This window comes from Candidatus Syntrophocurvum alkaliphilum, from assembly GCF_009734445.1.
Classification (GTDB): domain Bacteria; phylum Bacillota; class Syntrophomonadia; order Syntrophomonadales; family Syntrophomonadaceae; genus Syntrophocurvum; species Syntrophocurvum alkaliphilum.
In genome coordinates this window covers 842,388-867,622 of sequence record NZ_CP046457.1, presented here as the reverse complement: position 1 = coordinate 867,622, position 25,235 = coordinate 842,388, and the positions used below count along the sequence as shown (strand labels likewise).

The following is a 25,235-nucleotide window of genomic DNA, read 5'->3' as shown; positions in this document are numbered from 1 at the left end:
ATTTTTGCTTAGCACTTATTATCTAAAGTAAAATTTATTTATACTTAGCCGTGATCTATGCACCACGCCTTGCTATTCGGGACTTAGACAAACATGTTTGCTCAGCCTTAAGTTCTTTGTAGTTACTTTTTGCAGCAGAATCAATGATTTATTTTTACTTATAATGATAAAACTAAACACAAAAAGATAAAAAAGAGGCGATATGATGACAGAGATAAAAGAAATTAATAAAATAGGATGGAATTTTGATAATAGTTATGCTTGTTTACCACAATCATTATTTACTATTATTAACCCAATTCCTGTACGTTCTCCAGAGTTGATTATTTTAAATAAAACATTGGCAACATCCCTAGGTTTAAACGTAGAAGCACTGCAAACTAATGATGGTGTAGCGGTGTTTGCTGGTAATTTGATTCCTGATGGTGCATTACCTCTTGCTCAAGCTTACGCTGGACATCAATTTGGGCATTTCACAATGTTAGGGGATGGCCGAGCTTTGCTTCTTGGTGAACAGATTACTCCACACGGTGAGCGTTTTGATATTCAACTAAAGGGTTCAGGAAGAACACCATACTCCCGTGGTGGTGATGGTCGAGCAGTACTTGGACCAATGATACGCGAATTTATTATCAGTGAAGCTATGCATGCACTTGGAATTCCTACTAACCGTAGCCTAGCGGTGGTGACAACTGGTGAGCATGTAATCCGTGAAACCCAACAACCTGGTGCAATTCTAACTAGAGTAGCAGCTAGTCACTTGCGTGTAGGTACCTTCCAATATATTTCACATTGGGGTACTTTTGAGGACCTTAAAATACTAGCTGATTATACTCTACAAAGACATTTTCCGGAAGCCAAAACTGTAGATGATCCATATCTTTTTTTACTCCAGGAAGTTATCAAACGTCAAGCTATGTTAATTGCTAAATGGCAATTGGTTGGTTTTATCCACGGTGTTATGAATACAGACAATATGACCATTAGTGGGGAAACAATTGATTATGGTCCTTGTGCTTTCATGAATGCTTATGACCCAGCAACGGTTTTTAGTTTTATTGATAAGCATGGTCGCTATGCCTATGGTAATCAACCTAATATTGCCGCATGGAATCTTGCACGATTTGCTGAGACCTTATTGCCATTGTTACATGATAATCAGGAGCAAGCTATTAAAATAGCTCAAGATGCACTTTCGATTTTCCCCAAATTATATCATAGTGATTGGCTTAGTGGAATGGGAGCGAAACTAGGATTATTTAACGAAGAAGAACATGATGAATCCTTAATTGAAGAACTTCTTATTATGATGGAAAAGTATAGTGCCGACTATACTAATACCTTTCTTGCATTAACTTTTGATAATCTAGAGGATACAGACCTTTTTGGCACTACAGAATTCACTAATTGGTATGAGTTGTGGCAATCTAGACTAGATAGACAACAGGAAACTAAAACTGACTCTCATCAATTAATGAGAAATAGCAATCCTGCGATAATTCCTCGAAACCACAGAGTAGAAGAAGCAATAGAGGCAGCAGAAAAAGATGGTGACTACAGTGTAATGGAGAGGTTTCTTGAAGTGCTTTTAAAACCCTACGCCCACTCTCCAAAACAGGCTGATTATTCTTCATTGCCTGAACCATCAAACCGTCCTTATAGAACTTTTTGCGGTACTTGATATATTTTTATTGGAATTGTTAAACTGTAGTTTATTAATAATATTCTTTTCTAATTGGTTATGATAAACAATTAGTTTTGTTAAAACTTTTATTACTTTAAAACAATATGATAGATTTTTATAAGGTAAGCAAATAAGAATTTTATGATTTTTTGCATAATTTTTTATGAAGTGCTATGTTAAATAATAAAATAGTACATGTCTATTAAGTTAATATCCCGTATTAAAGAAAGTTCTATGTGTTAAGAAGAGGAGTGTTTTCTATGATCAAAATACCAATTATTTTTGAAGATAATCATTTATTGGTAATAAATAAACCTCCTAATATCCTATCACAAGGTGATAAAACTGGAGATGCAGATATTTTAAGTTTACTAAAACAAGATCTTAAAAAACGATATAATAAACTAGGTAATGTTTATTTAGGATTAATTCATCGATTAGACAGACCTGTTGGGGGTGTTATGGTATTAGCCAAAACATCAAAAGCTGCCTCACGATTGTCAAATCAAATAAGAAATAGAGAATTTCAAAAAACCTATATTGCAATTGTTCATGGTAACACCTTAAAGAGTAAGGACATATTAACACATTATTTATTAAAAGATAAGAAAACAAATACAGTAAGTGCTGTTAGTAAGAGTGTAAGACAAGCTAAGGAAGCTATACTTGAATATGAGGTAATAGATAAAAAACAAGATTTTAGTTTAGTCAAAATAAATTTACATACTGGAAGACCACATCAAATTCGTGTCCAATTTGCTACAATAGGGTATCCTTTATATGGAGATCAAAAATATGGGGTGAAAAATAATAATCGGAGAAAGCAAATAGCTCTCAATTCCTATAAAATAACTTTTAGGCATCCAACATTAAAAGAAGTAATAACATTTACTAGTTATATTGAAAACCAACACCCTTGGGATAAATTTTCAAATTTTCTAAATATAAATCAAGATGTATTTCATAATTATGATTCCACTGCAAAAAGCTAAACTTAGAGTATGGAATCGGCTGAACATAATTTCATTTTTCTAATTCAAAAAATGGGACAAAAATAGGTAGTTTTTTATCATTTCTTTCGATAAAGTCTAGTTTTACCGGCATATCGACACTAACTGTTTCAGGGGAACAGTTATAAATATTTGTAGGCATTCTTGGTCCTTCATCCAGTTCAACAATTGCATAAATATAAGGAGTCTTATTGTCAAAATCAGGCAATGAACTTACGTGTACAGTAGTATATGAATAGATTCTTCCTTTTCCGCTCATTTTTTTCCATTCCAATGTTGATTTTAAGCAATGTGGACAACGTTCACGGGGGTAAAAAACGAAACATTTACAAGGTGAACAGTATTGCATAAAAAGCTCATTTTTATTTATTTTTTGCCAGTAAAATTCATTATAATTAAACAAATTAAACCCTCCCCATGATTAAACTACATTGTGTACTGAGTACTCCGCCATTTCCATTTATAAAAGCCAAATTGTTATTTTTCACCTGGCGCTTGCCTGCTTCTCCTCGCAATTGTCGTACTGCTTCAATTATATGTGACATTCCGCCAGCAAAAGATGCTTGTCCAAAAGAAAGTTGACCTCCATGGGTGTTACAGGGTAGGTTACCATTATAGGTTAAATCGTTATTTTCTAGAAAATTTCCTCCCTCACCTTTTGGACAGAAGCCAGCATCCTCTAAAGTTATCAATACAGCAATTGGATAACAATCATATATTGAAACAAAGTTAATATCTTGAGGAAGAAGATTTGCCATTGAAAAAGCTTTGGCAGCTGCAAACTTTACTGGACTATCTGTAATACTGGGAGCATATACTATTGAATTGTGTGTATAGGATTCACCAAAGCCTAAAATAGAAACAGAAGTTCGAGATTTGTTATTGGGCTGTTTGCTTACTATTACAGCAGCAGCTCCACTGCACGGTCTTACTATTTCCAATAAATGAATTGGGTCAACAATCAATGGAGATGATAATACATCTTCTACAGTTATTTTTTTATCATTATATAGTGCATTAGGATTGAGTAATGCATTAACCCTTTGAGCAACAGGTATTTTAGCTAATTGTTCTGACCGAGTACCATATTCACACATGTGACGACGGGTAATCATGGCATAAGCAGAATTAAAGCCCATTGGTCCATATGGAAGTTCATGGTCAATTTCAGCTTGAGACATTACTGCTTTTTTCCCATCTAAGCTATTAAAAACTTGGCTATCCCACACTCCACCACTTAAGCACAGGCAGTTATTGCAAATACCAGCATCAATCATTAGTACAGCTCTAGCTACACTAGCTGCTGCACTTGCACCTCCTAACTCAATCATATCTAGAAAATTTGGAGATAATTGCAAATACTCAGCAACCTGTGAAGGCCACATGAAATAACTATCCTCAGTGGGTGGAGTAACTATTAATCCATCAATTTCACCTTTTTCTAAATTAGCATCCTCTAGAGCAAGTAATGCAGATTCAGCCAGCAAATCTAAAGTCCTTTTACCCCCCGCTTCTTTTAAAGGTTTAAGCTCACTTATTCCTGTTATTATAGCTTTATTGCTAATGTTCATGTGCTTTTCTCCTTTCTCAAAAAGTAATAATGATTCCACTGCAAAAAGCTAAACTTAGAGTATGGAATCGGCTGAGCAAACATGTTTATCACGCCACTCATCGGTCTTTACCTTCATTTTAGCTTAGCACTTATTATCTAAAATGATTTTTTATTTATACTTAGCCGTGATCTATGCACCACGCCTTGCTATTCGGGACTTAGATAAACATGTTTGCTCAGCCTTAAGTTTGTTGTATTTACTTTTTGCAGCAGAATCATAATGTAATTATATTACAATTATAATCCTAATATAATTTCTATTATAATTTAATTAAATTCTGCTAAAATGTAATATATGCCAATAAGATAGCTAATTGTTATTGCTTAGAAAAATGTTTAAACAACTAATGTTTATATAAGGCTTTAAAATTAAAACAATCTTAGTCCAGTCTAATACCGAACTAAGATTGTGTAGTTATTTTTTATTAATATTTGATTAATTAAGCTATTAATTATTAGTCATTTTTCAAGCACAACATGGTGCTGGTATATTCAATTACTAAGTCATCACGTTGATTATATGTCTTATTGTTATATATTAATAAGTTCATCTTTGGATTTTTGGTAGAACGAAAATCTACTACTTCTGCATCTGCTCTGAGTGTATCACCAAAAAGTACTGGTGTAGTGATTTTTACATTATCAACCCCAACATAAGCATAGATTGAATACCCATCTTTTCCTAACAGTTCAGAAACTGTGTCTGCATGATGTACTAGGCCATCTGCAATAACAAATATTATTGGAGCAGCAAGTGAGCGCTCCTTAAACCAAGTGCCTTTCGCATACTCCGAATCGCTGTGAACTCCCATATTAAACCAAGTGAGTGAGTGCAAAAGTGAAAAGTCTCCCACATCAAGAGTACGATTAACCCTACAAGGTATTTTTGTACCAGCTACAACATTCCCATTACTCATTCCTAATCCCTCCCAAATTAATTACTTATAAATTATTTGTCCTATACATAGGGGGTTTATATTGTGCAAAAAAATTAATAATTACTATGACGCGTTTACATCAACAACAAGATGTCCATGAACTTTTCCTTCAAGAATATCTTTGGTGTATTTTGGTACTTCCTCCAATTTTATAACCTTATTAATTTTAGCTAATGCTGAATCTGGAATATCAGTTACAAGACGTTCCCAAGCTTCTATTCTTCTAGAGTTTGGACACCATACTGAATCAACACCTCTCAAACTAACACCGCGTAGAATAAAAGGCATTACCGTTGAAGGAAGATCAAAACCAGCCGCTAGCCCACAGCTAGCAACACAACCTCCATAATTCATTTCTGCTATAACTCTGGAGAGTACTACACTACCTACTGTATCAACAGCACCCATCCATTTTTGTACTTCGAGCGGTTTAGGCATTTCAGACCATTCTTCACCGCCAGCAAATGATTTTGCTCCAAGCTCTTTAAGAAATTCATGTGTTGATTCCTGACCAGGTGCTGTTAGAGCCGTTACATCATAACCAAGGTTAGCAAGTATAGCAACAGCATTGCTTCCTACTCCACCTGCAGCACCTGTAACAATTACTGGACCACTTTCGGGTGTTATCCCTGCTTCTTCAAGTGTCAAAACACAAAGCATAGCAGTATAACCGGCAGTACCTATTTCCATGGCTTTCTTTGTATCTATTCCTTTTGGTAAAGGAATAAGAAAATCAGATTTTATTTTGGCCATCTGCGCATAACCACCCCAGTATCTTTCACCGACACTCCATCCATTTAATATTACTTGATCTCCTGGTTTAAAATCTGGTGATTGTGATTCCACAACAGTTCCTGCTAGGTCAAGTCCGGGAACCATTGGAAATTTACGAAAAATATTATTTAAACCTGCAAACCCCAAGCCTTCTTTGTAATTTACCGTAGAATAGTCTACTTTAATAAGAACATCCTCTTGGGGGAGATCATCAACAGTCAACTGTTTAATCTCACTAACAATTTTTCCATCAACTTTATCTACAACAAGCGCTTTAAAGGTTTCATTACTGGACATAACAATACCCCTCCCCAATTTATTATCTTTGTCCAAGGTCAAACCATTTTAAAAAGTATCACCTCCTGGACCTAATTAATATTTCATAGTTTAGATTAATTATTGGCATATTCATTACGAAACAAAAATAAAACAATTTAATAATTAATTATATTATACTACCAAATATTACATAATATTACCATTAAAATGTCAATAGAAATATGTCATAAAATAACATTATTGTTAATGGATGTTTATATTTTGATAATCACAAATTTATATGTGACAAAGATAATAAAATCTTTTTTTGTTAGTAAAAATATTTAAAAATTTAGATAAAGGTAGGGAAGGGGAGTAGTAATTTAAAATAAATAGTAAGATTAGTCGGAAACACTTGATTATCTTACAAACGTAGAGAAGAATTCATTTATTTGCTTGTATATAGCTAGCAAATGAATTCTTCTTTCTGTAATATTTGAAAATGTATTTTTATGGGAAGTGTTTGTGAGTTTGAATTTCTAGTTTTAATTTATATATTATATGGATCATGTTCTATAATATTTAAAGTAACTAATCTAATTTCTTTTAAGCCTTTTTTCTTGGCTTGATTAATCACCTCATTTACTTGGTTTAGTCTTTCATCACCAAATACAGATGCTTTATCCAAACTAACACATTTTAACTCTTCGTTTTGACTATTTTTTATATAGCCACTATTACATTTTATAGCATAAAGTTTTATCATAATAATCACCTCTATTGAGTTTTAGTAAATGCTCTAACTTGTCTAATCCTTTTTGGGGGTCATTGTTTTGTTTTGCTACCCATTGTTTTAATTTATCTATAACCATACCCGAGGCTATTATATCTTTAGCTTTAATATAGCCTTCGTTTATTGTTTTACTAGAATTCATTAAGTATAAAATCAAGGCTGTATTTAAACAGATAATATCATTTCTTGGTCCCATTATTTCACCATTTAATACTTTTAATAAATAAATTGCTTCTTTAGATTTATTAGTTTGCCCCTGAATTGCTTCTCTTGTTGTTCTTTTAATTCCAAAATCTTCAGGAAAAAAAGAATAAGAAACTATACTTCCATCTTCCTTTAACTCTGATATAAATGTTTCATTTAATGTTGAGGCTTCATCCATTCCATTAATACCATCTTCTGCAAGACCATGTACTATTAAAGCCTTTTTATACCCTATTTCTCGCATCACTATAGCTGTAGGTTTTAAAAGCTGTTTAGAATATACACCACGAACTGCATATTTAGGTAACGCTGGATTTGCAAGAGAAGCAGATATATTAAGAATAGAACCAAAAGATATCTGAGATAATATTCTACCTAGTGCTTTAGGGTGAATTTTTGGACTCATACCATTAAAAATACCTATGCCTACCTCTTCGATACTTTTCTTTACTAATTCAGGGCTACATTCAACATCTATTCCAAGTTCTTCTAAAATGTCAATTGTTCCACATTTAGATGTAATAGCACGGGCACCATGTTTAGCCATTACAACTCCTGCTGTAGATGCAACTATTGAGGCAGCTGTACTGATGTTAAATGTTTTTACACTATCCATTCCTGTACCACAATTTTCCACTAAAGGTTTAGTAGTATTTGGAGTTACCTTAACTGTATCTAATTCATAGATAGCTTCCCAAGCAGCTGCAATTTCTTGTACTGCTTCTCCCTTAGCAGCAAGTGCTGCTAAAAAAGCACCTTGATGCATTTCTGTTTCATCATTATTTAATACCTTAAAAAACATGTCCTTAGCTTCTTGATGTGTTAAGTTTTCCTTGTTTAGAAGTTTTGTAATCCCCATACTAAATTCTTTAAAATTTCTCAAATAATATCCCCCCTAAATTTAATCAAAATTTATTACTACAGAAAGCTCTGTCATATTTTTAACCATATCTATACCTTTTTTAATATCATTAAGTCCAATTATTTTTGTAACCATATTACTAACTCGAATACTATCTTTTGTGATAAAATCTAGAGCCTCTTTACTATGTTTAATTGCAGCTCCATATCCACCAATAACACTTATTTCTTTGTAATGAATAAGATTGAAATCTATGTTTCTACAATTTTCAGTAATTAATCCGCTAAAAAAACCTAATTTACCCCTTTTAGTAAGAACTTGAATTCCAGTGTTCATTGCCTCGTATTCTGGGCAACAGGGAATAACAACATCTGCACCTTTACCGCTAGTTAATGATAAAATTTCTTTGACAACATCTGCCTTAGACGAGTCAATAATATAATCAAATTCAAATTTTTTAGCATTTAATAGACGCTGCCTATTTTTCTCCACTCCGATAATATTAGAAGATCCTTTGAGTTTTGCTAATTTTGCATTTAATATACCTAATCGTCCTAAGCCAAAAATCACAACTGTTCTATTATTGTTCAAATTTAATAATTCTTGCATATTAATACTACAGGCTAATGGTTCTGCCATAGATGCTTCTTCAAAAGAAATGTTATCTGAAATAATAGTTACTATTCCGTTTTTCACTCCATTAGCAGGTACTAGTATGTATTCTGCAAAACCACCATCATAGTTAAATCCCATAATTTTAATAGCTTCACACAGATTATCAATACCTTTTTTACAAAATTCACAATTTCCACATGGTATACCAGGTGAAATTTGTACACGATCTCCTTTTTTATACATTTTTACACCTAAACCCACATGTTCTATAATTCCAGATACTTCATGTCCTAAAATTCTTGGTAGTTTAAGATCTCTTTGACCACTTAAAAAGGATTTCATATCAGTTCTACAAATTCCACAAGATTTAACTTTAACTAATAGTTCTCCTGTATTACATTCAGGAACTTTTAACTTTTTAATAACAATTTTTTCTCTACTCTCTAAAATTGCAGCTTTCAAAATAATCATTCCTTTCTTAAAAAAATAAAGTCCACGCTATATTAAAGCGTGGACTTTCCATCATCCATTACTACTAGATGCCTTTTTGATAAAGGATCAATATAGTTTAAGGCAGGTCTCCTGACTTAGGGTCATCATCTAATATAACCTTCCCCCAGTTTTGGAGTGGTAATAATATATTAGACTTACCAATACAGTGGCGGGCCCGTTTGGGATTCTAACCCAATTCCCTATTATCTCAAATTATTGAGCACCATTAACTATTTAATATTTAGTTGTTAAATATTAACACCTATTTACTTATAAATATTAATATTATTAGTAATTTATGTCAACCATCCACTGCAAAAAGCTAAACTTAGAGTATGGAATCGGCTGAGCAAACATATTTATCACGCCACTCATCGGTCTTTACCTTCATTTTAGCTTAGCACTTATTATCTAAAATGATTTTTTATTTATACTTAGCCGTGATCTATGCACCACGCCTTGCTACTTAAGGACTTAGATAAACATGTTTGCTCAGCCTTAAGTTTGTTGTAGTTACTTTTTGCAGCAGAATCAAAATTAGTTTTTTATAAAAACGATAATAATATATTTAATATGCTATAAAAAAAACTACAAGTGTAAAACTTGTAGTTTTAAAGTTTAATAATATTTAAGAAAACTAAATTAGTTTACTGGTATAACCCAAGAGAGCTAGTAATAATTTATGCCTATAAGTGTTGGGGTCTTTCAGTTAATTCATTAGTCAATTTATCATCTTTAAGATTTTCATCTTCTCTTCGTTTCTGTATTAGCCATATACCAATTATTAAGATTACTCCACTTAGATCTACCAAAATATTAGGTGATATGAGCATTATACCAGCAGCAAATAAAACTAGTCTTTCCCATAAATATGAATGACGTATAAAGTAGCCCATCATAGCACTACTTATTCCAAACATACCAAGCATTGCTGTAAGGACTGATATTGCTAATAGTGGGTATGTAAAATCTATTAAAATAAGCATTGGGTTATATATAAATATAAAAGGTATAATATAGGCTGCAATAGCTAATTTTACTGCTGTTACTCCTGAGTGAAATGGATTAGACTGAGCTATACCTGAACCAGCATAGGCAGCTAAACACACAGGCGGAGTAATATCAGCTACTATTCCGAAATAAAACACGAACATATGTGCTGCTAATACCGGTATAGCAAATTCTGGGTGATTTACTAATGCCGGTGCGGCTATTGATGCTGTTACTACATAATTGGCAGTTGTTGGTAGACCCATACCTAATAATATACATGCTAGCATAGTAAAAACTAGTGTTAAAATTAGTATGCCTCCTGACATGGAAATTATTCCTGAAGCCAATTTACCTCCTAAGCCAGTAATAACAACAATTCCTGCTACAATACCAGCACTTGCACAAGCGGCTATTACAGGTAAAGCAACTCTTGCTCCTCTTTCAAGTGTTTCAAAAATATCTATAATAGAAAGACGTGTCTCCTTTTTTATAAAGCTTAATATAAACGCACTTCCTATTCCAATTAAAGCAGCTCGTATTGGTGTAAAGCCAATCAATAAAGTCGTAAAAATTAATATCAGTGGTAAAATCATATATCCACGACTAAAAATTATTTCTTTTAATTTTGGTAGCTCACTTTTTGGCAAACCCTTAATACCTAATTTTTTAGATTCAAAGTGTACTCCCATAAATACACCCGAAAAATATAGCAAAGCGGGGATAAGTGCTGCTAACATAACTTGGCTATAAGGAACACCGGCATATTCAGCTAATAAAAATGCAGCAGCTCCCATAATTGGCGGCATAAGTTGTCCACCAGTTGAAGCTGATGCTTCAGCAGCAGCTGAAAACTCGGGTTTAAATCCGGATTTTTTCATTAATGGAATTGTAAAGGAACCTGAGCTGACTGTATTAGCAACTGAGCTTCCACTAACTGTTCCTTGTAAAGCACTTGCTGCAACCGCAGCTTTTGCTGTCCCACCTGTATATCGTCCTGCCAAAGCAAAGGCTAGATCATTGAAAAACTTTCCAATACCTGTCTTAATAAGCACTACACCGAAAAGCAAAAATAGGAAAATAAATTTAGACGAAACCTGTATCGGAGTACCAAAAATAGCAGAAGTGCTAAAGTAGAGTCTTAATGCTAAATTATCCCATGCAAAACCTCTATGATCTAATACAGGCATGTGAGGGCCTAATAAAGCATATGTAATAAATACACTAGCAATCACAACTATTGGTAATCCTACACATCTTCTAGTTGCTTCTAAAACTAAAAATACACCTAATACAGCAACTAAAAGATCTAAACTTGTAGCATCATTACGAGGTATTCGTACAGTAATTTCATTTACAAAATAAGCAAAATAATAACCCACGAACAATGCTAGAAAGGCTAGTATTACATCGTACCAAGGAACACCTTTTTGTTTATGCTGTAATCCTTTCTTAATAGGATAAAGTATAAATATTAAACCAAGTCCTGTTCCTAAATGTACAGCACCTTGTACTTGTGATTGTAAAATACCATATGAAGCAGTATATAAATGAAATATAGTTAAAGATATAGCAAGAAATGAAAACACCCAAGTCAATTTACCTAAATTACTTCGATAATTTCTTTCTCTGTCGTATTTTTCAATAATTTTTTGATTTGCATCATGATTGGTTTCATTATTAGCTATTTTTTCTTGATCTCGGATGGTGCTCCCCTCCCTTATACCAGTAACAGTATCTAAAAAGGGGAAAGCATTTTATGCTTGCCCCTTTCTAACTAGGTTGTCTAATCAGAATTCTTATTAATTTATTCAAGTATACCTTGTTCTTGATAATATCTTTCTGCACCAGGATGCATTGGAAGTCCTTCTGATCCCAGTAAAGCATTTTCCAATGTCATGTGAGCAGATTGTGGATGTGTATTTTCATCTGCATTTTCAACCATAACTCTTGCTAATTCGTATGCTAATTCATCGTCAACTGTATCGGTATTAGCAACAAGAACAGCAAATGCTGAAATTGTTATTACATCTTCTTCTATCCAATCATATGTACCGCCAGCAATTGTTAATTCACCATAGTCACTATTTTCCTCAACATATTGTAATCCTTCAGTTGAAATGTTTATAAATTGTACATCTCCAACTGATGCTTGTAATTGTTCAATAGTTCCGTTTGGTAATCCTAATAAACCAAATGATGCATCAATTGTTCCATCCTGTAAGCGATCAGCAGCATCTCCAAAGCCTTCTTGGTATGCATCATAATCATCTTCAGTTAGTCCATATGCTTCTAATACAAGTCTAGTTGCAGCCTGTGTTCCACTACCAGCTGGGCCAATTGCAACACGTTTACCTTCTAAATCTGAAATGCTTTCTATCCCGGTACCTTCACGAGTAATAACTTGTAGTACTTCTGGATAGATATGTCCTATAAAGTTGAAGTTAGTAATTTCATTATCGAAATCATTAATTCCTGCTAGTGCATTTAAAGCTGGAATATGTACACTCATACCTAAGTCCATATTTCCTGCACCAATATCAGCTAAATTTTGAACTGATGCCCCTGATTCAACAGCTGAAAAGTTTACGTCTTCAATGTTATTGTTCCATACAGTGACCATTTCTTGTCCTAGTGGGTAATATGTCCCACCTACACTGCCAGTTCCCATAGTAATTTGTTGGCTACCCCCACCACCACATGCTGCAGCAATAAAAACAAACGTTGTAAGTATTGCTACTAATACGAGCTTCTTTCTCAAAATCAACATCCTCCTTTACCCCTTATTAATTAATAAAATTTGGATGGTTTGTACAATATCTAATATTGACAATATTGAACAAAAATTTCATCCACTATTAAATTCTATATCAATAGAGACGAAATGGTCAATTAAAATAATTTTAATAATTTATAAATATATAAAATACTACAAAAATGGAAAAATCGCACTGTACAATTGTTTTATTTAAAGAAAATTTGCAAATAAGCATAAAATAATAATATTAACAAATTATACCAGAAGTATTTTGAGCATTCATATTGACATAACCTTAAACTTAATATACCTTAACATTAATGTACATTAAGTTTAAGTCTAGGGTATTAGATGAAAAGAAAATGTTTAAATTAGGTTCCAATTTGATTAAGGTGACCTTGTTATCGAAAATACTTTAAACATAAGTAGGGATGGTGATGTTGTTTGGCCTTTAAACACATATTATTGGGGACATTAATGGATCTTCCAACATATGGTTACAACATGATAAAGAAATGTTTTGCAGATTTTACTCCAGCTAATCCAATTATAAATGAAGGAAGACTTTATTCTACACTTAAACAACTAGATCGTGAAGGTATGGTTGAACGAGAAATTCGGGCACAACAAGATATGCCTGATCAGAAAATTATTAAAATTACGCCTCAAGGAATAGCAGAGTTTAATGAGTGGTTAGAATCTGAAATAGATGAAGAAGGTCACTCTAAATATGATTTTTTTAATCAATATCCTTTTTTAACTAAAGTTAATTTTTTTATGTTTCTATCAGATGCAGATAAATTGAAAAAGTTAAAACAACAATTAGAAATAAGTGATATGCGTCTTAGGCATTTTAATGAAGCCAGGGAAAAGATGGTTCAAAAAAAGGTAGATGTTAACCGTACTAAGATTATTGAATACGGAATAGATGTTGAAAAGCTCAAAATAAAATGGTTAGAACAATTTATTTTAGAATTGGAACAAAATATGCACAAAAATGAGGGGGGACAAACATGAACAGCAAAATTGAAGCTTTAAAAAATGATATGTTGGAGGCTGGTTATATTTGTGATACCCGGACAGCAACAGTATTATTTCTTTCTGAGGTGATGCAAAAACCTATTCTGGTAGAAGGACCCGCCGGTGTAGGGAAGACTGCAATTGCTCAAGCCTTTAGCAAAATGAAGAATCTGCCTCTGATTCGTATGCAATGTTATGAAGGAATAGATGAGTCAAAGGCTCTTTATGAGTGGAATTATAAACGACAATTATTGCATATTCAGGCTGTAGCCAACCGGCAGCCAGGTATTGATGAAGTAGAAGAGCAAATTTTCTCTGAGGATTTCTTATTGCGCAGACCACTACTAGAAAGCATTTCTTGTGATTCATCTCCAGTCTTACTTATTGATGAAATTGACAAAGTAGACTTTGAATTTGAAGCAATGCTACTAGAATTATTATCAGAATTTCAAATCACCATTCCTGAGATGGGAACAATTAAAGCTAAACAATATCCTTTTGTTTTTCTTACATCTAATGCAACCCGAGAACTTTCAGAAGCCCTAAAAAGAAGATGTTTATACCTTTATCTTGATTTCCCAGACCGTGAAATGGAAGAAAATATTTTACTATTAAAAACTCCTGATTTAAGCAAACAATTGGCTGAACACATCGCACTTGTTATGCGTCGTATTAGAGGTTTGGAACTAAAGAAATCTCCAAGTATAGCTGAAAGCATTGACTGGGCGACAACGTTACTATGGTTGGGCAAAGAGCATTTGGATAAGGATGCAGCTTTGCAAACCCTTAACACTATTGTGAAGCATCAAGAAGATATGCAAAAAGTAGAACGCTTAATTTACAGTAAAGAAGACTTACTTAACCGTTATTAATATTGTTAACCTGGAATGAGGTGAAACCATGTCTTTATTTTATAACCTACAAGAGTTTTTTGAACAACTAAGGCAGGAAGGTCTGCCAGTTAGTCCAGGGCAAGCAAATGATTGTTTCCAAGCCCTTTTGCATGTAGATTGGCTAATAGAAGATGCTTTTTATTCAGCGATGTCTAGCACTTTAGTTAAAAACTATAGTTATCAAGCAATTTTTGATGATGTTTATAAAAGATACTTTATTGATAGACTACCAGGGCAATACTATTCAGATCATCATTATAACCAACAAAATAATGCTATTGGAAATGAAAATATTAGCAATGAAGGATCAGAATTTGCTCAGGGACTACCTTTAAATAGCAAAAGTTCTTCCCAAGCTCCACCTGGGGGAAACAAAAATCCATTGGAAATTGAATTTAACTTGGCAAATTTAGATGATATTCATAAAATGGAACGTCTTTTTCCGGTTATTGCACGACGTCTAGCAGCTAAAATGATCAAAGTACATCGGAGAAATGATCAAAACAATCTTAATTATCGGCGAACTATCCGTCAGAGTATGTCAACCGGTGGTATACCTGTAGATATAATAACCAGTAAAAAAATTAAGCAAAAACCAGTTCTATTAGTTCTTTGTGATGTATCTGGTTCAGTAATGAATTTTAGCTGTTTTGCCTTGGCTCTGCTTGCTTCATTGGAGAGGTTTTTTCGTCATATCCATTCTTATGGTTTTATTGATGAAATTGACAACATAAGTCAATTATTAATATCAGGAAATCCATTGACATTACGCACTCATGTACTTAAGCATAGTCGCGTAGTTGGTGGTCGAGGATATACTGATTATGGTGCTGTTTTTAAAGCATTCCAACAAAGGCATAGTCAATTACTAAATCATAAAACAACTGTACTTATATTTGGTGATGCTAGGAATAATTGGTTTAGAGATGAAACTTGGGCGTTGCAAGAGATACGAAATAGGGTAAAAAAAATATATTGGTTCAATCCTGAATCTTACGCTAATTGGAATACTGGTGACAGTAGAATGAGTGAATATCTCATACATTGTGATGACTCCTTTTCATGTACTAACTTACTTGAAATGGAAAAGGCATTTGAAAAATTATAAATGAAGGGGGAATTATTTTGGCTGAATATTTAGGAGACTGCCTACCATCTCATCTTACAAATTTCTTTAAGGAAAAAACAATGACTGGTATTGTTTCTACAGTTGATGCAGATGGCTATCCTCGTGGAGCACCTATGTCATTGTTCTATGCTATAAATGATAAAATAATATTATTAGCAGCACAGAATCAATCTCAAACATATAAAAATGTACAAAAAAGAGGTAAGATTGCCCTTACTTTTGTAGGTGATGGTGATGTTGCATTTTCACTTCAAGCTGAAGGATTAATATTAAAAGAAAAGATGGAATCTAGTAAACATATGGGAATATTACTTCTGGTATGTAAAAGCGTCAAGAGTAATGTAGCTGTAGATGTTGAAGTACAGGAAGGAATAAAACTTAAACTTCGTTCTCCTGAATGGGAATCATTTGTTGAAAAATTATTAGAAGAGTTAAGGAGCTTTAACTATGACAAGGTTAAAAATTTAATTAAATAAACAAAATTGATTCTGCTGCAAAAAGGTAACTACAAAAAACTTAAGGCTGAGCAAACATATAAACCTAATTCCTTAAGTGGCAAGGCATGGTGAATGTTCACGGCTAAGTATAAATAAAAAATCATATTAGATAATAAGTGCTAAACTAAAATGCAAGTAAAGACCGATGAGTAGCGTGTTAAACATGTTTGCTCAGCCGATTCTATAGTCTAGGTTTACCTTTATGCTGTGAAATTAAAAATTAGGTTTCTAATTGGGACGATTTCTAATATATATTAGAAATCGTCCATTAAAATTTTTTTAATATATTATTTATTCTTCATCATTTGGGAATTTATCGTTAATTCTAACATCTTTTGGTTTAACCCAGACTTCAAGTCCATCAAAAGGATTTGCAGTACCTAAATATAAGCTTTTATTTTGAGCTAAAAATAACATTCTTACACCATAATTATGTGGATTGCCAAAGCCATTTAAAGATACTGGTTCCCAATTAACTCCATCTTTTGATTTCCAAAGATCAAAGCCAAAAGTTCTACTACCCAATTTCATAATAAAATTAGATACCTTTTGCATCACATCCCCAAGAGATATTTGTGAAAGTTGTGGGTTGCTTTGGGTTAAGTAATTTATATAATTCTGCAATGAGTTTTGATAAGCATTTACGTTTGCTGAAAAAATACTGTCTAATAATTCGGGTATTAAAGGAATATATGGGGGAATTAGTACAGACCAGCTAAAGGTTCCGAGGTAAAACTCGTTCCCTTGTGCCTGTAGTTGCCAACAATATGCATTACTTATATTGCCAAAACCCGAAGAATTACCGCTAAGTGGTGCACCCCTAGTACCTGTTTCTGGTTCAGTAGGGACGACAGGAGTTCCACCTATTACTAACTCCCAATTATCATTACTATCAACTCGTATGAGATCAAATCCTTTTGGGGGGATTAAAGTCTGACGTAAACTAAGTATAGCTATTTCAATGGCAGTACCAATATAAATATAATCATTAAAAATACCAACTTCCCAAGGGCGTTCATTTCTAGCATCACCAGCCCCTTTGTCGACAACTAATTTCCAGTTGTCTAATTCTGGTTCAGTTCCTACTGTACGCCATAGTTCAAAACCTGTTTCTCTTGCAGTACCTACATACAGGTGGTCATTAAAACTAAATAAAATGTCTGCTATTCCTCGAGGATTTTTATTCGGATCACCATCAACATCTACTAAATCCCAACCTTCATTTTCTGGATCAAAACTACTATACAACCTAAATTCACCTGGTCCAAGTAGTGCTGTAGCACCTAGGTACAATTTTCCTCTATGTTCAGCCATGTATCTAGTCGAAAATCCTTCAATTCCAGTATCAAGTTGATGCCAGTTAACACCATCAGTTGATTTAACCATAAACAATTCAGGAGTTAAAGTAAAAGCTCCAGCATATATTGCCGTTTCGCCATCTGGTGTTGTATAGGTAATCATAAAGCGAAAACCATTATTATTAATATCTTCTGTTGTACGGTAAACACGTTCCCAGCCTTGACAATCATCCTTTTTGTAACGCCAAATTTCACCAACATTAATTGGGTCTTGTGGAGTTAGTTCTTCAGGGATTGGAACATCACCAAGTGCACCAGATGATAAAACTGTATAAAGAATATTTCTGCCTATACCAACATAAATATAATCACCTAGTTCTGTTATAGACCATGCATAATTATTTTGCATAGCATTATCGGCATCAGTTACATCAAGTCCATTAACAGGTGTAATTTTTCTAAATTTACTAAAACGGTAATCAAAAGCATTATTGAGACTTTGATTCATTAATAACCCCTCCTTTTTGGTTATTATATTTATAATTACTAATAAAGGTTCTAAAAAGAATATTAGTGTTAGTTTTAATAATAAAAAAATAGATATCTTCTTAATAAACGAGATGTTAAAGCAACAATCTAATATTTTTTATTAAATTAATTTTATATATACCAACTAAATTAGGTCCTTGGTATAATGAGTTTGTAATAAATTTAACAATAAAAGCAGGGAAAAGCACATATATTGTAGATTATTGTTGAAGGCAAACTATGAATATTGATAAATAAGAAATATTCAAGGCCACATCCTGTTAATAAATAACAATTATTAAAAAATGCAGTAATTTTTAAGCTATAATTATAGTAGGTGTTATAGGAGGGTTTATGAATGGAAATAGCTATTGATCAAATTAGTAAAATACAGATCTTAAATCAATTTTGGCTTGCATTATTCTTAGTAATACCTATGGTTGTTATTGCACGGACTGTAGTAGCGGGAACAAGATATTCACCAATCTTAATTATTGTTATTTTTGGATTATCAATGGGTTATATACTAGTTGCAAGTGGTATAGCCAAACCAGGCTTACAAGAATTTCCTTTAATAGATTTAATAAGTAAAACAACTATTATTGCCTTATCTGTTTCTTTCTTTGTAGGTGGACAGGAACTACGAAAAATCTTTGGAGGTAAGCAATTAGAACCAGATAAAATGCTGGTTCCCTCTGATGAAGAAACAATTTTAGGAACTAATAGAACTCAATTAGTTTTTGTTATAAGATCTTTCTTTTTACTATTAGGAATTGAAGGTTTAAGTAGGTTACTTGTAGGATCTGAAAGCATTCTAAGTCAATACTATCTTTTAATTGCATATATTGGAATTGTTGGTGCAGTTATTTTAATTGACTATAAAGCCAAAATTTCAAATAAACATCAATATATCAGAAAAGGAATAGTGGAGATATTAGCTATTTTAATAGTATTATACTTATCATACAATATTGCTCAAATAATATATGAAATTATTGCTCTGCCTCAAATTTTCTTTGCTATGCTTTTATCAGCAGGATTAGGCGGATTTTTATATAAATGGTCTTTTGGACCAACTATTAGAGCATTATTATTTGCCGGAATTCCAATTGTATTAGCAGGTAACTTTATGATTGGTGGCTCTAGAATAGGAGAGGCATTTACTATTAGTGGTATGAATTCAGTTTTAGCATATGGATTTTTCGGACAACTTGTTTGGATGTTTTTAGGAATTTCATTATTAATGTATTTTGCTAAAACTACCAATGTTCGAAATTTAGCACCAGGTATGGCAGGTGCACTTTCTCATTCAGGATTAACTGGTGCTTGTACTGCAGGAGATTTTGGTAAAATTGCAGCTAATCGTGCACCAATTATGATAAATATTCCATTTTTTGCTCACGTATTTGTATTTTCTATCTTAGCTGTAAGTGCTGAGAGTGGAAATTTAATTTTAGCACCATCATTATTAATAGTAGCTGCTGGTCTTATATTAACAGTATTTGCTCTTAAAAACTTGCGTTATTCTAATGAAGAAAACAGTATAGAAGTAAAAGCATTAATGCAATTTTCTATGGGTTGGCAATTATTGGTTATATTTGGCGGGTTACTACTACTAAGTTTTACTACTATGCCCATGAACTATGCAGTCATGGCACAAACATCTGCAATATCTCATTTTGGTTTATTTGCAGCAATACAGGGAGGAATGTTTGGAGCTGAAGCGGCAGGATTAATTCCATTTATTTTTGCTATGCCATTCTTAGTACATCCTTTAGTATTTTTTATGTTTGGTAAGGCTATGGAAAAGGATGGAAACATGCCAACATTACCAGTTTATATTATAACTTTTATTGGCATAGCAGGTATTATTTTTTCCTTAATTGCCTTTTAATTAAGTGAAACTTGCAAAATACTAATTTCGTTTATGGCTTTAATAAATTAAAAACTAAAATAAATAAAATCCCTTTCTAAATTTTAGGAAGGGATTTTTTAATATAAATTTTTGCAATTCAATCATTAATTGGATTATAGTGTAATAATTTTCCTTTTATAGGCAGGAGTTTATTAATTTTAAAGCGAAATAAGAATGAGCTAACAAGAAGAGGTGGTGTTTATAATTAATAAAACAAATTTTAGTTATAATTTTATATTTATATTATTTGTGTTATTAACAGCAATAGTGTTCATTACAGGATGTGGCAGCCCAGATGTATCTGAAAAAAAACAAGGAAATAAAGTAGTTGACACTGATTTTTCAAGAACAGTAATAGATGTAGCAGGAAATGAAATAAATATTGAATCTAAGCCAATTAGAATAGTTTCAGTTATTCCTAGTGTAACCGAAATACTTTATGATTTAGGATTGGAAGATAAAATTGTAGGGGTTACTGAAAATTGTGATTATCCCAAAATAGCTTCAAAAAAGAAAAAAGTAGGTGATTGGAACATTAATTTAGAGAAACTAATTTCATTAGAACCTGATTTAGTAGTAGGTAAACACACTACAAATGAAGTGCTTTTAAATGAGATCTCTAACCTAGGTATTAATACTTTAATGATTGAAGCTCAAAACTTTGAAGAAATTTATAAATCATTTGAGATTATTGCTATGGCTACAGGTACTGAAGATAAAGCTCAAGACATTATTACAGACATGAAAACAAGAATTGAAGCTGTTGAGAAAAAAGTAATAACACTTGGTGATAAAGAAAGAAAAAGAGTATTTTTTGAGGTTGGTTGGGAGCCACTTTATACTGTGGGACTTGGGTCTTTACAACATGAGATTCTAGATTTAGCTGGAGGAATAAATGTAGTAGATGCTAACAAAGCATGGGTTAAATATAGTAATGAAAAGTTAATTGAGATAGACCCAGATGTTATTATTATGGGAACTCATCCTTATTACACTGCTGAAGATGCTAAAAATAGAACTGGATGGAGTCAACTGACAGCAGTAAAAAAAGATCAAGTTATTGATACAATTGACACCAATATTTTGGTACGTCCTACTTATCGAGCTGTTGAAGGCCTTGAGGAAGTAGCCAAATCTTTATACCCTGACCTTTTTAATTAATATTGAAAAAAGGATGGCGCAAATGTCTAACCAATGGATAAATAGATTGTTGCTGGGGCTAGGATTACTAGTTCCAGCTTTCATTTTAACAATGATTATTAGTTCAACTCTAGGTAGTGCTAATATTGATGTAATTACTGTTCTGCGTATGTTAATTTACAAAATCCCATATTTAGGTGAGCTTTTAATAATAGCAGATTGGTCTGATACTACAGAAACTATTGTATATGAAATACGAGTACCTAGAATTTTACTAGGGGGAATCGTTGGTGGAGCTTTGGGATTAGCTGGTGCATCATTTCAGGGGCTCTTAAGAAACCCATTAGCAGACCCTTACACCGTAGGAGTATCTTCAGGTGCAGCAGTTGGAGCAGTATTTGCTTTTATGATAGGTGGGGGAGTAACTTATTTGCAATTTGGATTAGTGCCATTTTTTGCTTTTATAGGTGCTATGACTGCTATTACAATAGTATATCAATTAGCTAAAATTGGTGGACGTGTAGCTGTTGAAACTTTGATTTTGGCTGGTGTAGTAGTAGGATCTTTTTTAACTGCATTACTTTCTTTTATGCTTACTAGAGCCTACAACAACTTAGAACAAGTAGTGTTTTGGCTTATGGGTAGCTTAGCTTTAAGAAGCTGGGATTATATTATTTTTATTTCTCCTTTTATATTCTTTGGAATGATATTACTATGGCTTTTATCAAGAGAACTTAATGTAATGGCTTTAGGTGAAGATACTGCCCACCATTTGGGGGTATCAGTTGAGAAGGCTAAAATATTAGTTCTCTTTTTAGCATCTTTAATTACAGCACTAGCTGTATCAATTGCTGGAACTATCGGATTTGTAGGACTAGTTGTACCCCATATAGTACGGATGATACTAGGACCTGATCATCGAGTACTAATACCTATATCTGCCTTAGTTGGTGGGTTGTTTTTAATATGGGCTGACACTATAGCACGTATTATTATAACTCCAAGTGAGCTTCCCGTAGGTGTTATAACAGCACTAATTGGTGCTCCATTCTTTGGGTATCTTTTGAGAGTTAGAAAGAAAAGTATGTCTATCTAGAGGTGAGTTATGAGCATTAGTATTAAAGTGGATGATATTAGTTTTAATTATGGTTCAAGCGAGGTTTTAAAAGAAATTAATTTAAGTATTATGCCAGGTGATAGTATAGGCATTATTGGTCCTAATGGCTCTGGAAAATCTACACTTATAAAAGCTATGGCAGCATCTTTAAAACCTATTGTTGGGAACATATATTTGGGTGAGCAAGATCTTTTTAAACTAAAGCCAAAAAAACTAGCTAAAGAACTTGCCGTAGTTCCTCAAGATACTACGGTTAATTTCAATTTTTCAGTATGGGAAATAATAATGATGGGGAGGATGCCTCATTTAGGTCGTTTTGCTAGTGAAAACAAGGAGGACTATTGGGTAGCAGAACAAGCAATGATGCTTACTAATACATGGCATTTACGTGATAAAAGTATAGTAGCGTTAAGTGGTGGTGAAAGACAAAGGGTAATACTAGCTCGAGCACTAACTCAACAACCCAAAGTATTACTGTTAGACGAGCCTATTGCCCATCTAGATATAAATCATCAAATTGAATTATTAGCCCTAATAAAACATTTAAATGAGACAGATAACCTTACATCTATAACTGTATTACATGATATTAATTTAGCAGCTAGGTATTGTAAAAAGTTAATTTTAATCAATGAAGGACGAATATATGCAGTAGGAACACCTAATGAGGTAATAACTCAAAAAAATATCCAAGATGTTTATGGCAGTAAACCCTTAATTAGCACTCATCCATTGACGGGTGTACCTCAAATAACCATAATTGAATCGAATTTTTATAATAAAAAAGAGTATAATTACAAAGACAATCTTACAATTCATATAATTAGCGGAGGGGGAATTGGTGCTCCTGTAATAAAGGAGCTAGTACAAAGTGGCTTTAAAGTCACAGCAGGGGTTTTAAATTTAGGTGATACTGACTGGCAAATTGCTAAGATGCTAGGCATTGAAATAACAGAGGAGGCTCCTTTTTCTCCCATATCTGAAAAATCATATTTAGATAATTTGAAATTAGTTCAGAACGCAGACTTAGTATTATTACTACCAATTCCTATTGGATCAGGAAATCTTTTAAATTTGAAAATATTAGAAGAAAGCCTAAACTTACAAAAACCTTCCTTTATTATTGATATGAACAATATATCTTATAGAGATTACTCCAATGGAGAAGCAACTAAGATAACTAAACAATTATTAACAAAAGGAGTTATTGATTTATCTACTATAGATGATTTATGGAAGCATATTTAGGTTGGTGATTTGTGAAGATGAATAGTATGAACCAAATAAAAAATGTTGTAAAAGAAAATATTTTATTTATTAATAGTGAAATTAGTTTAACTGCTATTAGCTCAGGGGTTTTAGGTCAGGGAATAAAGCCTATAAAACATATATTAAATGTTCAAGTTGATAAAAATTATAATCATCCAAATCCAAAAACCCATTTAAAACAAATATGCATAAAGCATGGTTTAGAACCTAACATGACTAGTGGTCTTTTAACAGCAGTTCTAATGAAGGATTTAGTTATACTTCAAGATAGCATTGACGAATTTTGGGTTAAAGTATTTTTAACTATAGGGATAACAAATGCTGCTGGGGCAGGCAGTGCATATAATCATATATTAAAAGAAACAAAAGATCAGTATAGCCCCGGTACTATTAATACAATTATTATTACTAATGGAAGTTTAACTAATGGTGCTTTAGTTAATAGTGTAATTACTGCAACTGAAGCCAAATCATTAGCTTTAGCAGACACAAAAGTAAAAGATGTAATTAACGGTAGTCTAGCGAGCGGCACAACAAGTGATGCTATTGTTATTGCTACCACTAATACTGGTCCAAATGTTGAATATGCTGGAACTGCAACTAATTTTGGCCAGCTTATTGGAAAATTAGTACGACAAGGAATAAAAAAAGGAATAAAAAAGGGAGATTAAAAAAATGAAAGTAATTTTTGATGAATTATTTTTCCATGAATATTCTTTAGATTCAGCGGCTGATATGAAAAGACTAGATCATGCCTATGATTTATTAAGTCAAAAGTATGAAATTATAAAACCTGAACTTTGCACAGATGAAGATATATTACTAGTTCACACAGAACAACATCTTAAATCGATTAAATCAAATAAAAAATTATATGAAACTGCAAAAATGGCAGTTGGTTCTGCTATCCTTGCCGCAGAATATGCAATTCAAAATCAAATGGCTTTTGCTTTGTGCCGTCCACCAGGTCATCATGCTAGTTCAGAATTCTGTTGGGGATTTTGTTACTTTAACAATATTGCAATAGCTGTTCAGAACTTACTAGAAAATGAATATATAGAGAATGCTATTATTATAGATATTGATCTTCATTTAGGAGATGGTACATATGAGACTTTTAAAAACCATGAACAAGTTGAATACTATCATATAAAAGGCAGAAATTCTCACAATTTTATTAAGGAGTTAGAAGACTATTTAGAAAACAAAACATGTGATATCATTGCTATATCTGCTGGATTTGATCGTCACGAATATGATTGGGGAGGTATGCTTCCTACTACAAGTTATAATATTGCAGGTCAAATATTAGGTAAGTTTACTAGAGAAAAATGTCAAGGAGGTTTATTTGCAGTCCTTGAAGGAGGTTATAATCCTGTTGTTCTAGGTGAAAGCATATTAGCCTTTCTAGAAGGGCTTGAAAAATAATAAAGGAAATA

At 32.8% G+C, this 25,235-nt stretch carries 22 protein-coding genes and 1 riboswitch; of the genes, 12 read left to right on the top strand and 10 right to left on the bottom strand.

The genetic code is table 11. The features are described from left to right. Positions 1–205: 205 nt before the first annotated feature. Together SYNTR_RS04260 and SYNTR_RS04255 are read left to right on the top strand one after the other, a co-directional pair. Entirely contained in the window at positions 206–1,681 is a 1,476-nt protein-coding gene (locus SYNTR_RS04260) for a protein adenylyltransferase SelO (RefSeq protein ID WP_156204693.1), read from the top strand. Positions 1,682–1,944: 263 nt separating this feature from the next. Further along, positions 1,945–2,676, top strand: coding sequence for an RluA family pseudouridine synthase (locus SYNTR_RS04255; protein WP_156203360.1), 732 nt, complete (start codon positions 1,945–1,947; stop codon positions 2,674–2,676). Between the two features lie 31 nt (positions 2,677–2,707). Here SYNTR_RS04255 and SYNTR_RS04250 read toward each other — a convergent pair whose 3' ends face one another. From SYNTR_RS04250 to SYNTR_RS04210, 9 genes are all read right to left on the bottom strand, one after another. Further along, positions 2,708–3,097 (bottom strand): Zn-ribbon domain-containing OB-fold protein, encoded by a 390-nt coding sequence (locus tag SYNTR_RS04250; protein ID WP_243140233.1) that lies wholly within the window; start codon positions 3,095–3,097, stop codon positions 2,708–2,710. 1 nt (position 3,098) lies between these two features. Next, complete coding sequence (locus SYNTR_RS04245; protein ID WP_156203359.1) at positions 3,099–4,265, bottom strand: thiolase family protein; 1,167 nt, start codon at positions 4,263–4,265, stop codon at positions 3,099–3,101. 496 nt (positions 4,266–4,761) lie between these two features. Continuing rightward, entirely contained in the window at positions 4,762–5,223 is a 462-nt protein-coding gene (locus SYNTR_RS04240; RefSeq protein ID WP_156203358.1) for a hotdog family protein, read from the bottom strand. A gap of 84 nt (positions 5,224–5,307) precedes the next feature. Beyond that, on the bottom strand, positions 5,308–6,315 hold the full coding sequence (locus SYNTR_RS04235) for an MDR family oxidoreductase (protein ID WP_156203357.1): 1,008 nt from the start codon (positions 6,313–6,315) through the stop codon (positions 5,308–5,310). Positions 6,316–6,826: 511 nt separating this feature from the next. Then, positions 6,827–7,042: a hypothetical protein gene (locus SYNTR_RS04230; RefSeq protein WP_156203356.1), complete on the bottom strand. Its 216-nt coding sequence runs from the start codon at positions 7,040–7,042 to the stop codon at positions 6,827–6,829. Further along, positions 7,014–8,156 carry an anthranilate phosphoribosyltransferase gene (gene trpD, locus SYNTR_RS04225; protein ID WP_243140232.1) on the bottom strand — a complete coding sequence of 381 codons (1,143 nt, stop codon included), beginning with the start codon at positions 8,154–8,156 and terminating at the stop codon, positions 7,014–7,016. Before trpD ends, SYNTR_RS04230 begins: the two co-directional genes overlap by 29 nt. Positions 8,157–8,174: 18 nt before the next feature. Next, positions 8,175–9,221: a zinc-dependent dehydrogenase gene (locus tag SYNTR_RS04220; protein WP_243140231.1), complete on the bottom strand. Its 1,047-nt coding sequence runs from the start codon at positions 9,219–9,221 to the stop codon at positions 8,175–8,177. Positions 9,222–9,305: 84 nt separating this feature from the next. Next, positions 9,306–9,485, bottom strand: a riboswitch (cobalamin riboswitch). A gap of 443 nt (positions 9,486–9,928) precedes the next feature. Beyond that, positions 9,929–11,821, bottom strand: a complete 1,893-nt coding sequence (locus SYNTR_RS04215; protein WP_197079192.1) for a TRAP transporter permease — start codon at positions 11,819–11,821, stop codon at positions 9,929–9,931. Between the two features lie 218 nt (positions 11,822–12,039). Continuing rightward, on the bottom strand, positions 12,040–12,993 hold the full coding sequence (locus SYNTR_RS04210) for a TAXI family TRAP transporter solute-binding subunit (protein WP_197079191.1): 954 nt from the start codon (positions 12,991–12,993) through the stop codon (positions 12,040–12,042). 462 nt (positions 12,994–13,455) lie between these two features. Between SYNTR_RS04210 and SYNTR_RS04205 the strand changes: the two genes are divergently transcribed. The 4 genes from SYNTR_RS04205 to SYNTR_RS04190 are packed head-to-tail and all read left to right on the top strand — an operon-like array spanning position 13,456 to position 16,508. Beyond that, on the top strand, positions 13,456–14,007 hold the full coding sequence (locus SYNTR_RS04205; protein WP_156203353.1) for a PadR family transcriptional regulator: 552 nt from the start codon (positions 13,456–13,458) through the stop codon (positions 14,005–14,007). Beyond that, the gene (locus tag SYNTR_RS04200) at positions 14,004–14,882 is read left to right on the top strand and encodes an AAA family ATPase (protein ID WP_156203352.1); all 879 of its coding nucleotides are present in this window, start codon (positions 14,004–14,006) and stop codon (positions 14,880–14,882) included. The genes SYNTR_RS04205 and SYNTR_RS04200 overlap by 4 nt, the downstream gene beginning before the upstream one ends. A 28-nt stretch (positions 14,883–14,910) precedes the next feature. After that, the gene (locus SYNTR_RS04195; RefSeq protein ID WP_156203351.1) at positions 14,911–16,011 is read left to right on the top strand and encodes a VWA domain-containing protein; all 1,101 of its coding nucleotides are present in this window, start codon (positions 14,911–14,913) and stop codon (positions 16,009–16,011) included. A 17-nt stretch (positions 16,012–16,028) separates the two neighbouring features. Continuing rightward, positions 16,029–16,508, top strand: coding sequence for a pyridoxamine 5'-phosphate oxidase family protein (locus SYNTR_RS04190; protein ID WP_156203350.1), 480 nt, complete (start codon positions 16,029–16,031; stop codon positions 16,506–16,508). A gap of 312 nt (positions 16,509–16,820) precedes the next feature. Here SYNTR_RS04190 and SYNTR_RS04185 read toward each other — a convergent pair whose 3' ends face one another. After that, positions 16,821–18,335 carry a hypothetical protein gene (locus SYNTR_RS04185; RefSeq protein WP_156203349.1) on the bottom strand — a complete coding sequence of 505 codons (1,515 nt, stop codon included), beginning with the start codon at positions 18,333–18,335 and terminating at the stop codon, positions 16,821–16,823. A gap of 378 nt (positions 18,336–18,713) precedes the next feature. Here SYNTR_RS04185 and SYNTR_RS04180 point away from each other — a divergent pair, with 378 nt between their 5' ends. The 6 genes from SYNTR_RS04180 (at position 18,714) to SYNTR_RS04155 (ending at position 25,224) form a co-directional block, all read left to right on the top strand. Further along, positions 18,714–20,249 carry a hypothetical protein gene (locus SYNTR_RS04180; protein WP_156203348.1) on the top strand — a complete coding sequence of 512 codons (1,536 nt, stop codon included), beginning with the start codon at positions 18,714–18,716 and terminating at the stop codon, positions 20,247–20,249. Positions 20,250–20,519: 270 nt separating this feature from the next. Further along, positions 20,520–21,431, top strand: coding sequence for an ABC transporter substrate-binding protein (locus SYNTR_RS04175; RefSeq protein WP_197079190.1), 912 nt, complete (start codon positions 20,520–20,522; stop codon positions 21,429–21,431). Positions 21,432–21,453: 22 nt separating this feature from the next. Then, positions 21,454–22,506, top strand: a complete 1,053-nt coding sequence (locus tag SYNTR_RS04170; protein WP_156203346.1) for a FecCD family ABC transporter permease — start codon at positions 21,454–21,456, stop codon at positions 22,504–22,506. 9 nt (positions 22,507–22,515) lie between these two features. After that, positions 22,516–23,775 carry a heme ABC transporter ATP-binding protein gene (locus SYNTR_RS04165; RefSeq protein ID WP_156203345.1) on the top strand — a complete coding sequence of 420 codons (1,260 nt, stop codon included), beginning with the start codon at positions 22,516–22,518 and terminating at the stop codon, positions 23,773–23,775. Between the two features lie 17 nt (positions 23,776–23,792). Beyond that, positions 23,793–24,467, top strand: a complete 675-nt coding sequence (locus SYNTR_RS04160; RefSeq protein WP_197079189.1) for an adenosylcobinamide amidohydrolase — start codon at positions 23,793–23,795, stop codon at positions 24,465–24,467. A 4-nt stretch (positions 24,468–24,471) separates the two neighbouring features. Then, positions 24,472–25,224: a histone deacetylase family protein gene (locus tag SYNTR_RS04155; protein WP_156203343.1), complete on the top strand. Its 753-nt coding sequence runs from the start codon at positions 24,472–24,474 to the stop codon at positions 25,222–25,224. The last annotated feature ends 11 nt before the right edge of the window (positions 25,225–25,235 follow it).

Coding starts and splice junctions, on each gene's coding strand:
- SYNTR_RS04220 (WP_243140231.1), bottom strand. CDS start 9,221: ATGATTATTTTGAAAGCTGCAATTTTAGAGAGTAGAGAAAAAATTGTT.
- SYNTR_RS04235 (WP_156203357.1), bottom strand. CDS start 6,315: ATGTCCAGTAATGAAACCTTTAAAGCGCTTGTTGTAGATAAAGTTGAT.
- SYNTR_RS04260 (WP_156204693.1), top strand. CDS start 206: ATGACAGAGATAAAAGAAATTAATAAAATAGGATGGAATTTTGATAAT.
- SYNTR_RS04230 (WP_156203356.1), bottom strand. CDS start 7,042: ATGATAAAACTTTATGCTATAAAATGTAATAGTGGCTATATAAAAAAT.
- SYNTR_RS04160 (WP_197079189.1), top strand. CDS start 23,793: ATGAATAGTATGAACCAAATAAAAAATGTTGTAAAAGAAAATATTTTA.
- SYNTR_RS04245 (WP_156203359.1), bottom strand. CDS start 4,265: ATGAACATTAGCAATAAAGCTATAATAACAGGAATAAGTGAGCTTAAA.
- SYNTR_RS04155 (WP_156203343.1), top strand. CDS start 24,472: ATGAAAGTAATTTTTGATGAATTATTTTTCCATGAATATTCTTTAGAT.
- SYNTR_RS04170 (WP_156203346.1), top strand. CDS start 21,454: ATGTCTAACCAATGGATAAATAGATTGTTGCTGGGGCTAGGATTACTA.
- SYNTR_RS04255 (WP_156203360.1), top strand. CDS start 1,945: ATGATCAAAATACCAATTATTTTTGAAGATAATCATTTATTGGTAATA.
- SYNTR_RS04195 (WP_156203351.1), top strand. CDS start 14,911: ATGTCTTTATTTTATAACCTACAAGAGTTTTTTGAACAACTAAGGCAG.
- SYNTR_RS04180 (WP_156203348.1), top strand. CDS start 18,714: ATGGAAATAGCTATTGATCAAATTAGTAAAATACAGATCTTAAATCAA.
- SYNTR_RS04185 (WP_156203349.1), bottom strand. CDS start 18,335: ATGAATCAAAGTCTCAATAATGCTTTTGATTACCGTTTTAGTAAATTT.
- SYNTR_RS04165 (WP_156203345.1), top strand. CDS start 22,516: ATGAGCATTAGTATTAAAGTGGATGATATTAGTTTTAATTATGGTTCA.
- SYNTR_RS04240 (WP_156203358.1), bottom strand. CDS start 5,223: ATGAGTAATGGGAATGTTGTAGCTGGTACAAAAATACCTTGTAGGGTT.
- SYNTR_RS04200 (WP_156203352.1), top strand. CDS start 14,004: ATGAACAGCAAAATTGAAGCTTTAAAAAATGATATGTTGGAGGCTGGT.